Genomic DNA, 12318 nt, shown 5'->3' on the forward strand with positions numbered 1-12318 from the left:
CCTATTTCCCCGCGCCTTCGAACCAGGCCACCAGCAGCGCCCGTTCCTTGTCGGTGATCTGGCTGACATTGGCGGGCGGCATGGCGTGGCTGCGGCCGGCCTGCAGATAGATCTCGCGGGCGTGGTTGGCGATATCGGCGTCGCTATCGAGGATCACGCCCTTCGGCGCGTGGTAGATGCCTTCATAGACGGGCTCCTGCGCATGGCACATCGAGCAGCGGCCGAGCACGGTGTCGCGCACCGCCGGGAAATGCGCCGAGGCGATATAGATGTCGGCCGAGGCGGACGCCTTTGGCTCGCCGGTCAGCACCTTCGGCACGGTCGACAGCCAGATGATGATGATGAACAGGACCAGGGCGCCGAGCCAGGTCCAGTGCGGGTTGCCGGCACGCTTGTGCACGGTGTTGAAATAGTGCCGGATCAAGACGCCGATGATGAACACCAGCGAGGCGATGACCCAGTTGAACTGCGTGCCGAACGCCAGCGGATAGTGGTTCGACAGCATCAGGAACAGCACCGGCAGCGTCAGATAGTTGTTGTGAAGCGAGCGCTGCTTGGCGATCTTGCCGTATTTCGGGTCGGGCTTGCGACCGGCGATGAGGTCGGCGACGACGATCTTCTGGTTGGGGATGATGACCATGAAGACATTGGCCGACATGATCGTGGCGGTGATGGCGCCCAGATGCAGGAAGGCGGCGCGGCCGGTGAACAGGTGCGTCAGCCCCCAGGCGATGAACACCAGCACGCAGTAGAGCACCAGCATCAGACCGGTGTCGCTCTTGCCGAGCGGTGAACGGCATAGGAGATCGTAGACCACCCAGCCGACGCCGATCGTGGCCATCGACAACAGGATGCCGACCGGCACCGACATCGGCAGCACGTTGGGATCGATCAGGAACAGGTCGGCTCCGGCATAATAGACCACGCACAGCATGGCGAAGCCGGACAGCCAGGTGGCGTAGGATTCCCATTTGAACCAGGTGAGGTGTTCGGGCATCTCGGCCGGCGCAACCAGATATTTCTGGATGTGGTAGAAACCGCCGCCATGAACCTGCCATTCCTCGCCAAAGGCGCCGACGGGCATACCGGGACGCTGGCGCAGGCCGAGATCGAGCGCGACGAAATAAAACGACGAGCCGATCCAGGCGATGCCGGTGATGACATGCAGCCAGCGCACGGCGAAGCTCAGCCAGTCCCAGAAAATCGCGAAATCCATCATTTGCTACGTCCCTGCCGATCCGGTGACTTTACGGCGTGGCGCGTAAACGAAAAGGGGCGAGGTGCACGATGACTTTCAAAAAAAATTGGAAAATAATAGGTTGACCATACGCAGCCACCTAAGAGCCACGAAACCGCATGGCCTATCTCGACAATATCGCCGTCTTCGTCCGCGTCGTCGAGCTCGGCAATCTGTCGGCGGCGGGCCGCGACATGCGCATTTCGCCGGCGGTGGCCTCCAACCGCATCAAGGAACTGGAGAAGCATCTTGGCGTGCGGCTGTTCAACCGGACGACGCGGCAATTGATGCCGACCGAGCATGGCACGGTGTTTTATGCGGGCGCAAAGCAGGTGCTGGAGGCGATCACCGAAGCGGAAGCGGCTGTCTCGGCGCTCTCCGGCCAGCCGCGCGGCACCATCCGGGTGACCGCACCACTCGGCCTCGGGCGGCGGCTGGTGGCCTCCGGCATTCCCGATTTCCATGACAAATATCCTGATATCGAGGTGCGGCTCAGGCTATCGGACCACAATGTCGATATCATGAAGGAAGGCATCGACGTCGCCTTCCGGCTCGGCATCATCGAGGATTCCAGCCTCAGGATGCGCGGTATCATGGAATGCGAACGCGTCTTGGTGGCGGCGCCGAAATATCTTGAGGCGCGCGGCGAACCCGCCGAGCCGCAGGAGCTGATCGGCAAGAAGCACGACTGCCTGATGCTGCGCTATTCCGGCGCGCGCGAATATGTGTGGACGCTGCAGACGCCTACAGGACCCCAGAAATTCGAGGTGCACGGCCCTTACGACACCGACGATGGCGACGTGCTGACCGGCTGGGCACTGTCGGGGCGCGGCATCATCAACAAGCCGCGCTTCGAGGTCGAACCCTTCATCCGCGACCGGCGGCTGAAGGTGATCCTGGCCAACACGCCGCCGACACCGGTGCAGTTCGCCGCCGTCTATCCGCACAAGAAGCTGCAGGACCCCAAGGTGCGGCTGCTGCTCGACTTCATGGCCGAGCGCTGTCAGCGACTGATCAAGGATATTCTGGCTGGGAAGTGAGCGGCAGTTGGCCCAGCGCCGGTGGTTGCCATCTTCTGGCGTGGCGAACATAGTCCCGCTCCTGTTTTCGTCTTGCAGGACCTCTCCATGGACAACGGCACCACAATGCATCTTGCCGTTTCGCTGTTGCCGGGAGCGGCCGGTTCCGGAGATGGGCCTGCGTTCAGCCATCTAGCCAGCTTCGCCCAGAAGGCCGAAGCGGCCATGCTGGACATGGTCCTGCTTGCCGATTCCGCGCCGGACACCGCCAACGGACCGGTGCCGTTCGAAGCGACCACATTGCTCGCCGCGCTGGCGACAGTGACCAAGAGGATCGGCCTCGTCGCGGCGGCCTCCACCGTTGCCCATCAGCCCTACAATCTGGCGCGCCGATTTGCTTCGCTCGACATCATCAGCCATGGCCGTGCCGGCTGGAATGCGACGATGGCGCAGAGCGCTGGTGAGGCGGCCAATTTCAGCCGGCCGGAAGGGTTTTCCGACGCTGACTTTCGCCGTCGCAGCGAGGAATATATCGGCATCGTTCAAGGCCTGTGGCAGGGCTGGGATGCCGACGCGTTGCTTTTCGACAAGAGCGGAGGCCGCTTCCACGACCCGGAAAAGATGCATTTGCTGGACCACAAGGGCGAATTCTTTTCGGTAAGAGGGCCGCTGAACGTAGCGCGCTCACCCCAGGACACGCCGGTGCTGGTGCTGTCTGGCCTGTCGGAACCTGATCTGGATAATGCGGCCCGCACCGCAGATGTCATTTTCATGGACAGCGGATCAGTCGAGAGCACGAAGATACGATTTGACGATCTGAAGCGCCGCGTTGCCGCCCGCGGGCGCGACCCGGATGCCGTGAAGATGCTGGCGACTGTCCCACTGGCGGCCGATGAGACGCCGACCACCGTCGCCGATAGGCTGGAGACCCAATTCCGCGCGAAGAGCTGCGACGGCTTCAACATCCGGCTGCCCGCGCGGCACCCGGCGCTCGACGATTTCGCCGAGCGCGTTCTGCCGGAGCTTCGGCGACGCGGCCTCGTTCGAGAGACCTATCGCGGGGCAACATTGCGCGCGCATCTGGGACTGGCCGGCGGAGGTGACCAATGACCGCGCGGATGAAGCTCGGCGCTTTCCTGTGGGCGACTGGCCACCACATCGCCGCGTGGCGCCACCCCAAGGCGCATGTGACGGCCGGCGTCGACATCGACCACTACATCCAACTGGCGCGCACGGCGGAAGCGGCCAAGTTCGACATGATCTTCTGCGAGGACGCCGCGGGCTTGCGCGAAGCCAATGTCGGCATCGCCAGCCAGACATCGCGATCGATCGGCTTCGAGCCGATCAGCCTGCTGTCGGCGCTGGCCGTGCAGACCAGCCGCATCGGCCTCGTTTCGACGGCTTCGACAAGCTACAACGAACCCTATGGCCTGGCGCGGACCTTCCTGTCGCTCGACCATCTCAGCGGCGGCCGCGCCGGCTGGAATCTGGTCACCTCGGCGAGCCCCATCGAAGCCGCCAATTTCGGCTCGACAGGCCTCAAGCCGCATGCCGACCGCTACGAGCGGGCGCGCGAATTCGCCGAGGTGGTGACCGGGCTCTGGCACGGCAACGCTCCCGGCCATGACGGCCAGAGCTTTTCGGTGCATGATCCGCTCGACTTGCCGCGTTCGCCGCAAGGTGCGCCCGTCATGGTCCAGGCCGGCGCCTCGGATGTCGGCCGCGACCTTGCTGCCCGCACCGCGGACGTGGTGTTCACGGCGGCGCAGACCTTCGAGGAAGCAAAGGCCTTCTACGACGATCTCAAGGGGCGCATGGCCGCCTATGGGCGCGAGCCCGACGACATCAAGATCATGCCTGGCGTCTCACCCGTGGTGGCGCAAACCGAGGCCGAAGCCCGAGAGAAGCACGAGGAATTGCAGGAACTGATCCCCGACGATGTCGGCGTGGCGCTGCTGTCCAGCTATCTCAGCATCTCGGATCTCTGGCGCTATCCGATCGACGGGCCGCTGCCCGAACTGCCGGAGAGCGAGGGCATGAAGAGCCGGCAGGCGCTGGTCGTCGAGCAGTCGCGCCGCGACGGCCTCTCCATCCGCCAGCTTGCCCGCCATTTCGCCGGCGCGCGCGGCCATTGGCGCATCGTCGGAACGGCAGCGCAGGTCGCGGATGAGTTGCAGGCGCGGTTCGAGGGTGGTGCCGCCGACGGCTTCAATGTCATGCCGTCCTATTTCCCGGGTGAGCTCGATGCCTTTGCCACGCTTGTCGTGCCGGAACTGCAGCGGCGCGGCCTGTTCCGCCGGGACTACGAGGGCCGCACGCTGCGCGACCATCTTGGCTTGAAACGGCCGGCCTGAGCCGGGAATTTCTACGCCGGGTCCATCATCCGGGCCGTGCCCGAAACCCTGATCGAACTGCCGATCTCAGGTGGAATATCGGCATGCAGGCGCGAACGCATGCCCATGTCCTCGCCCTGCACGACATCGATCGCGCCGCCATGCGGCCAGCCAATATCCCTGAGATAGCCGGCGAAGGCGGCCGTCGAGGCGCCCGTCGCCGGGTCCTCATAGACGCCGCCGGAGGCAAAGGGATTGCGCGTGTGGAAAAGCCGAGGCGTTTCGGAATGGGCAAGCAGGATCGTCACCAGCCCTTCGCGCCGCATCAGGGCCTGGCCGGCTTTCAACTCGTAGCGCATGGCGGCCAGCGCCTGGCGTGACTTGAGCGCCAAAACCAGATGGTCGGCGCCGCCATGGATCAACGCCGGTGGAATGGCCGGATCGAGATCGGTCGCGGCATAACCGAACAGCGCCAGCGCCTCGGCAATCAGCGCCGGCGGCGCCGGCTTGCTGTGCGTTGCTGGCGACTGCAAGGCGGCCGCAACGTTCATGCCATCACGGAATCCTTCGACGGTGATGTTGGCCTGGTTGAGGACCAGCGGGAAAATCCCGTCGCCGAACCGCCGGACAAGGGCTGCCCCCAAGGCGATGGTGGCGTGCCCGCAGAAGGGAACCTCGGTTTCCGGCGAGAAATAGCGAACCCGCCAGTTCTTCCCATCCGGCGCGGCAAAGGCGGTTTCCGAGAACCCGACCTCAGCCGCCAGGCGCTGCATCTCGGCCGCTTCGGGCAAGATATCGCCGACCAGGACGCCGGCAGGATTGCCGCCGGTATTGCCATCCGAAAAGGCGGCGATCTTCAGAACGTCCATGTACCCACCTCATGCCGTGATGCCGGTGGATACCGCAAATGCATGGCTCGGGCGATTGAAAAACGGATGAGTGGACGGGCAGCCCTGGCTAACCGGCCATGACCTTGTCCTGCCGGACCTGACGGCCGGCATCCGATGCCGTGTTGTGGACGGCAAGCGCCGTCATGATCTCGGCTGCCGCAAGGGCCGCGATGACAGTCGGCCGCTTGTCCTTGACGGCATCACCGCCGATCGGCGAGACGAGGCGGCCAAATTCGGCCTCCGTGCCATCGGCCGATTTCAAGAACCAGTTCCTGAACGTCGCTTTCTTGGTCTTCGAGCCGATCATGCCGACATAGGCCGCGTCGTCGCGTTTCAGTGCCTCGGTGACGATCAGGAAATCCAGCGCATGGTCGTGGGTGAGGATGGCGAAGGCGGTACCCGCCGGGGCGTTGCGCACCTCGGCCTCGGGCATTGGCGTCAGCCGCGTCTCGACTGTTTCCGGCATGCCTTCCAGCGCTTCGGCCCGGGTCTCGATGACGACGGCGTGGATGGGCAGCAGGGCCAGCGACGCCGCCAGCGCCTGGCCGACATGGCCGCCGCCAAAGAGGTAGACATGCGGCAGATGGGCTTCTTCGGATTCAGCGGCGGCAACCAGTTCGGCAGCGAGTGAAGGATCGACAAGCCGGATCAATACTTCGACGCGCCCGCCGCAGCATTGGCCGATTTCGGGCCCGAGCGGGACGTCGAGCGTGGCGCAGACTTCATCGACCTCGATGCGGGCTTCCTCACCCACCATCTGCCTGGCCTTGTCGATCGCCATATATTCGAGCTGGCCGCCACCGATCGTACCAAGAATCCCCTCCTGCGAGACGAGCATGAAGGCGCCCTTCTCGCGCGGCGTCGAGCCTTTGGTGCCGGCCACCTCGACCAGCGCGACCCGGCCGACGCTGGCAAGAAAGGCTTTCAGGCTATGCACTTTCGACTTCATCGTTCGTGTTCCCGAACAGGGAATATAGGTTTTTTCGACTGGGATTGCACGTTTGGCGGCTTCAAGCGCCCGACTTGACCTCTTTCTTCAGCCGCTCAATCGCCATCAGCACGCGTTCAGGCGTTGCCGGCGCATCGAGGCGCGGGCAGATTTTGTGGTCGGCGACGCTTGCCACCGCATCCGACAGCGCATGCAGCACCGACATGCCGTGCGGCAGCGGGGGCTCGCCAACCGCTTTGGAGCGATGGATGGTCGGTTCATAGGCCTGCGACCAGTCGGTCAGCGCCACGTTGAAGATCTTCGGGCGATCCGACGCCAGCGGGATCTTGTAGGTGGACGGCGCATGCGTGCGCAGCCTGCCCTTGTCGTCCCACCACAGCTCTTCAGTCGTCAGCCAGCCCATGCCCTGGATGAAGCCGCCCTCGACCTGGCCAATATCGATGGCCCGGTTCAGCGAGCGGCCGCAATCGTGCAGGATGTCGGCGCGCTCGACGACATATTCGCCGGTCAGCGTGTCGACCGACACTTCCGCGCAGGCGGCGCCATAGGCGTAGTAATAGAAGGCATGGCCCTGGCCCTTGCCACGGTCCCAATGGATTTTCGGCGTCTTGTAGAAGCCAGCGGCCGAGAGCTGGACGCGCGCAATATAGGCCTGCCTGACCAGATCGTTGAAACTGACCTCCTGGTTGCCGACGCGCACCCTGTTGGGCAGGAACACTACTTGGTCGACCGGCACCTGGTATCTCTCGGCGGCGAAATCGGTCAGCCGCTGCCGGATCTGGCGCGCTGCGTTCTGCGCCGCCATGCCGTTGAGGTCGGCGCCGGAGGAGGCCGCGGTCGGCGCGGTGTTGGGCACCTTGGCGGTGGTGGTGGCGGTGATCTTGACCCGTTCGAGGTCGATCTGGAACTCCTCCGCCACGACTTGCGCTACTTTCAGATGCAGGCCCTGCCCCATTTCGGTGCCGCCATGGTTCATGTGCACCGAGCCGTCGGCATACACATGCACCAGCGCGCCGGCCTGGTTGGATTCGGTCTTGGTGAAGGAGATACCGAACTTGACCGGCGTGAGTGCCAGGCCACGCTTGATGAACCGGCTGTTGGCGTTGAAGGCCTGGATCTCGCGCCGCCGCCGCGCGTAATTGGCGCTTTCCTCCAATTCAGCGACGATGCGCTGGATGATGTTGTCCTCGACCTTCTGGTGATAGGGCGTGACGTTGCGCCTGCCGATCGCCTCCATCGGGTCATAGAAATTCAGCTTGCGGATTTCGAGCGGATCCTTGCCGACCGCGAAGGCGACCTCGTCGATAACGCGCTCGGCGCCGATCATGCCCTGCGGGCCGCCGAAGCCGCGAAAGGCGGTGTTGGAAACGGTGTTGGTGTAAAGCGGCGCCGACTTGGCGTGGACATTCGGATAGAAATAGGCGTTGTCGCAATGGAACAGCGCGCGGTCGCCGACCGGACCGGACAGGTCGGCCGAGAAGCCGGCATTGAGTGCGAACATGAAGTCGACGCCAAGGATATTGCCCTCGTCGTCGAAGCCGACTTCATAGTCTATGGCGAAGTCGTGCCGTTTGCCGGTGGCGGTCATATCCTCGTCGCGGTCGAGCCTGACCTTGACTGCGCGTTTCAGTTTCTTGGCGGCAATGGCGGCGATCGCCGCGCATTGATTGGCCTGTGTTTCCTTGCCGCCGAAGCCGCCACCCATGCGCCGAACTTCGACCGTCACCGCATGGCTCGGCACGCCGAGCGCATGGGAGACGAGGTGCTGGGTCTCGCTTGGCCCCTGGGTCGAGCAATAGACCGTGACCTCGTCGTCTTCACCGGGCACCGCCAACGATACCTGGCCCTCGAGGTAGAAATGGTCCTGTCCGCCAAGCTTCATGCGCCCTTTCACCCGACGGGGCGCCGCGGCGATCGCGGCGGCCGCGTCGCCGCGCCGCAAGGTCAACGGGGTGGTGACCAGCCTGTCCTTGACCGGGTCCAACGGCCAGATGCCGAGGATGGCCGGAAGCTCTTCATATTCGATCTTGGCTAGCCGCGCCGCACGGCGCGCCGCATCCCGTGTCTCGGCAATGACGGCGAAGATCGGCTGGCCGAAGAACTGCACTTTGCCTTCGGCCAGCACCGGATCGTCATGCATGCCGCTCGGCGAGACGTCGTTTTCGCCGGGCACGTCGGCATAGGTCAGCACGTCGACAACGCCCGGCGCGGACCGCACCGCGGAAATGTCCACGCTTTTCAAGGTGCCGTGCGCCACTTTCGACAGGCCGAGGCCGACATGCAGCGTGCCCGCCGGTTCCGGCATGTCGTCGATATAGACGGCGGCGCCACTGACATGCTTATGGGCCGAATCATGCCGCTGATCGGTGGCGACGCCGCCGGTGATCTTCTCGGCCTTGAGATTTGATGTGGCGTGCTTGTTCATCAGGCCGCCTCGTTTCTTGAAACCTGGAAGGGTGCCTTGGTGCCAGTGGTTTCGACAAAGAAACGCAGCAACAGGTTTTTGGCAGCCAACGCACGGTATTCCGCCGACGCCCGCATATCGGTGAGCGGCGTGAAATCCCTTGCGTATTGCGCCATCGCCGTCTCGACCGTCTCCTCGGTCCAGGGTTTGCCGAGCAGTGCCTTTTCGACGGCGCTTGCCCGCTTCGGCGTCGCCGCCATGCCGCCATAGGCGATGCGCACATCGGCGACCGTGCCGTCCTGGGCCGGCGTCAGGAAAAAGGCGCCGAGGGCCGCCGTGATATCCTCGTCGCGGCGCTTGGTGATCTTGTAGACAGCGAACTTTTCTCCCTTGGCCGGCACGGGCACGTGCACGGCCTCGACGAACTCGCCCGACTGCCGGTCCTGCTTGCCATAGGCAATGAAGAAGGCTTCCAGCGGGATCGTGCGCCTTTTGCTGCCCTTGCGCAGTGTCAGCCGGGCGCCGAGCGCGATCAAGGGTGGCGGCGTGTCGCCGATGGGCGAGCCGTTGGCGATGTTGCCGCCGATGGTGCCCATGTTGCGCACCTGTTCGCCGCCGATGCGGTCGAACAGCGGCCCCAGCGCCGGGATGCGGTTGACCAGCGTCGAAAAGGCATCGGTGTAGGTGACGCCTGCGCCGATCGATATGATGCCCTTGTCTTCCGAGATGCCGCAAAGCCCGTCGAGATTGCCGATGAAAATGACAGGCGAGATGTCGCGCATGTGCTTGGTCACCCACAGGCCGACATCGGTCGAACCGGCAACGATAGTGGCGCCGGGCTCTTTGTCGAATATGGCGGCGAAATCATCGACATCGGCCGGCACGATGAGCCGCGCCTTGGCCGAACCGATCTCGATCCGCGCGCCGTCCTGCATGGCCTCCAACCTCGCCATGATCGCCTTGCGCTCCAGCGCCAGCGGATCCTTTGCCGCCTTGCCATAGCTGGAGATAGCGTGCGCGGCGCGCATGATGGCCTCATAGCCGGTGCAGCGGCAGAGATTGCCTTGCAGCGCCTTCTCGATCGCCGCGTTCGACGGGTCCGGCGTCTTCATCCATAGGCCGTAGAGCGACATGACGAAACCCGGCGTGCAGAAACCGCATTGCGAGCCGTGGAAGTCGACCATTGCCTGCTGGACCGGATGCAACTGACCTGGTTCTCCGCGCAGATGCTCGACCGTCACGACATGGGTGCCGTCGAGCGAGCCGAGGAAACGGATGCAGGCGTTGACGCTTTCATAGACCAGGCCACCGGCCGAGAGCTTGCCGACGAGCACGGTGCAGGCGCCGCAATCGCCCTCGGCGCAGCCTTCCTTGGTGCCGCGCAGCGAACGGTCGAGCCGCAGCCAGTCAAGCAAGGTGGCGTCCGGCGCCACCGACGACAGCACGACATGCCTGCCATTGAGGATGAAGCGGATTTCGTTGCGGATGGAAACCTTGGCCATGCCCTCAGCTCCCCCTGTAGGTCGAATAGCCGTACGGCGAGATCAGCAAGGGTACATGGTAATGCACCGGCTCGGCCATGCCGAAGCGGATCGGCACGCTGTCGAGGAAGGCTGGCTTGGGCAATTCTGTGCCCTGGCCGCGCAGATAGTCACCCGCCGCGAAGACGAGCTCGTATTCGCCGATGCCGAATTCTCGGCCGGCCAGCAGCGGTGCGTCGCAACGGCCGTCGGCATTGGTGGCGACGGTCTTCAGATGCGTCCTGGCCGAGCCATCGAGACGATAGAGCGCGATCGACAATCCGGCCGCCGGCTTGCCGGTCGCCGTATCCAGCACGTGGGTCGTCAGACGCCCGCCATCGGCTTTCGACGTTTCTGCCATTGGCCGCCTCCCATCCAGGTACATCAGAACAATAGTGGTGAATTGTGCGCCAATTAAAGGCGATGCATAAGTCCCGGTCGAGCGGAGTGCGACAAAAACACTTTCAAAAATTTTCGGGGGAATGCGAGAAGCACCCTTTCGATATCCTGATCATAACTTCCGGCGGTGTCCGGCAGGAGGGGTAATGCGTTACGAAAGAGACATGCGCGGCTACGGAGCCAATCCGCCGGATCCGAAATGGCCTGGCGGTGCGCATGTCGCCGTGCAGTTCGTCGTCAATTACGAAGAGGGCGGCGAGAATTGCGTGCTGCACGGCGACAAGGCTTCTGAAGCGTTCCTGTCGGAAATCGTCGGCGCCGCACCCTGGGTGGGTCAGCGCCACTGGAACATGGAATCGATCTACGAATATGGGGCGCGAGCCGGCTTCTGGCGGCTGCTTCGCCTGTTCAGCGAGGCCGAGGTTCCGGTGACTTGCTACGGCGTCGCCACCGCATTGGCACGCTCGCCCGACCAGGTTACCGCCATGCAGGACGCCGGCTGGGAGATCGCCTCGCACGGGTTGCGGTGGATCGACTACCGCGACCACAGCGCCGAAGATGAGCGCCGCGACCTCGAAGCGGCAATCAAGCTGCATTACGAAGTGACCGGCCAGCGCCCGACTGGCTGGTATACGGGCCGCACATCGGTCAACACGGTGCGGCTGGTCGCCGAGGAAGGCGGCTTCGACTACGTCTCCGACACCTATGACGACGAACTGCCCTACTGGTTCGAGCACAGTGGCGGCGCCCAGCTCATCATCCCCTATACGCTCGACGCCAACGACATGCGCTTCGCCACGCCGCAGGGCTTCAATTCGGGCGACCAGTTCTTCGCCTATCTCAAGGACAGTTTCGACACGCTCTATGCCGAGGGCCAGGCCGGACGGCCGCGCATGCTGAATATCGGCCTGCATTGCCGCCTCGTCGGGCGGCCGGGCCGGGTGGCGGCGCTGAAACGCTTCGTCGACTACATCAAGTCGCACGACAAGGTCTGGCTGGCGCGGCGCATAGACATCGCCCGCCACTGGCAAGAGAACCATCCCTACAAGCCGGCGGCCCTGCGTCCGTCAAAGATGGAATTCGAAACCTTCGTCCACACTTTTGGCGGCGTGTTCGAGCATTCGCCCTGGATCGCCGAACGTGCCTTCGAGCTTGAACTCGGTCCGGCACATGATAGTGCCGGCGGCCTGCACAATGCGCTCTGCCGCATCTTCCGTTCCGCCAGCGAGACCGAACGGCTCGGCGTGCTCAACGCCCATCCCGACCTCGCCGGCAAGCTGGCCAAGGCCAAACGACTGACAGCGGAATCGACCAGGGAACAGGCCTCCGCCGGCCTCGATGCGTTGACCGACAAGGAACGCGAACTGTTCTCCAAGCTCAACGCCGCCTACGTCACCACCTTCGGCTTTCCCTTCATCATAGCGGTGAAGGGCAAGACCAAGGAGGAGATCCTGGCGGAATTCGAGGCCCGCATCGGCAACAGCCGCGGCGTCGAATTCGAAACCGCCTGCAAACAGGTCGAGCGCATCGCACTGCTTCGCCTCAAGGACATGCTACCGCAATAGGT

The 12318-nt window shown here is 63.9% G+C and carries 10 protein-coding genes; 4 read left to right on the forward strand and 6 right to left on the reverse strand.

Features of this window, described 5'->3' with window-relative positions; genetic code table 11:
• Position 1: 1 nt before the first annotated feature.
• Positions 2-1219 (reverse strand): urate hydroxylase PuuD, encoded by a 1218-nt coding sequence (locus EB233_RS01830; RefSeq protein WP_027055593.1) that lies wholly within the window; start codon positions 1217-1219, stop codon positions 2-4.
• A 137-nt stretch (positions 1220-1356) separates the two neighbouring features.
• On the opposite strand from EB233_RS01830, the gene EB233_RS01835 reads away from it, so the two are divergent.
• The 3 genes from EB233_RS01835 to EB233_RS01845 all read left to right on the forward strand — a co-directional run bounded on the left by EB233_RS01835 (position 1357) and on the right by EB233_RS01845 (position 4610).
• A complete protein-coding gene (locus tag EB233_RS01835; protein WP_064990307.1) occupies positions 1357-2277 on the forward strand; it encodes a LysR family transcriptional regulator in 921 nt (306 codons plus the stop codon).
• A gap of 87 nt (positions 2278-2364) precedes the next feature.
• Positions 2365-3366 carry an LLM class flavin-dependent oxidoreductase gene (locus EB233_RS01840; RefSeq protein ID WP_081294147.1) on the forward strand — a complete coding sequence of 334 codons (1002 nt, stop codon included), beginning with the start codon at positions 2365-2367 and terminating at the stop codon, positions 3364-3366.
• A complete protein-coding gene (locus tag EB233_RS01845) occupies positions 3363-4610 on the forward strand; it encodes an LLM class flavin-dependent oxidoreductase (protein WP_064990306.1) in 1248 nt (415 codons plus the stop codon). The genes EB233_RS01840 and EB233_RS01845 overlap by 4 nt, the downstream gene beginning before the upstream one ends.
• An 11-nt stretch (positions 4611-4621) precedes the next feature.
• On the opposite strand, the gene EB233_RS01850 is transcribed toward EB233_RS01845, so the two are convergent.
• The 5 genes from EB233_RS01850 to uraH all read right to left on the reverse strand — a co-directional run bounded on the left by EB233_RS01850 (position 4622) and on the right by uraH (position 10713).
• Complete coding sequence (locus EB233_RS01850; protein WP_027055597.1) at positions 4622-5458, reverse strand: PhzF family phenazine biosynthesis protein; 837 nt, start codon at positions 5456-5458, stop codon at positions 4622-4624.
• Between the two features lie 88 nt (positions 5459-5546).
• The gene (gene xdhC, locus EB233_RS01855) at positions 5547-6428 is read right to left on the reverse strand and encodes a xanthine dehydrogenase accessory protein XdhC (RefSeq protein ID WP_064990305.1); all 882 of its coding nucleotides are present in this window, start codon (positions 6426-6428) and stop codon (positions 5547-5549) included.
• Positions 6429-6489: 61 nt separating this feature from the next.
• On the reverse strand, positions 6490-8853 hold the full coding sequence (xdhB, locus tag EB233_RS01860; protein WP_064990304.1) for a xanthine dehydrogenase molybdopterin binding subunit: 2364 nt from the start codon (positions 8851-8853) through the stop codon (positions 6490-6492).
• Positions 8853-10334, reverse strand: a complete 1482-nt coding sequence (gene xdhA / locus EB233_RS01865; RefSeq protein WP_064990303.1) for a xanthine dehydrogenase small subunit — start codon at positions 10332-10334, stop codon at positions 8853-8855. Before xdhA ends, xdhB begins: the two co-directional genes overlap by 1 nt.
• A 4-nt stretch (positions 10335-10338) precedes the next feature.
• On the reverse strand, positions 10339-10713 hold the full coding sequence (gene uraH, locus EB233_RS01870) for a hydroxyisourate hydrolase (protein WP_027055601.1): 375 nt from the start codon (positions 10711-10713) through the stop codon (positions 10339-10341).
• 184 nt (positions 10714-10897) lie between these two features.
• Here uraH and puuE point away from each other — a divergent pair, with 184 nt between their 5' ends.
• Entirely contained in the window at positions 10898-12316 is a 1419-nt protein-coding gene (gene puuE, locus EB233_RS01875) for an allantoinase PuuE (protein WP_064990302.1), read from the forward strand.
• The last annotated feature ends 2 nt before the right edge of the window (positions 12317-12318 follow it).

Source organism: Mesorhizobium erdmanii (assembly GCF_013170725.1).
GTDB classification, from domain to species: domain Bacteria; phylum Pseudomonadota; class Alphaproteobacteria; order Rhizobiales; family Rhizobiaceae; genus Mesorhizobium; species Mesorhizobium erdmanii.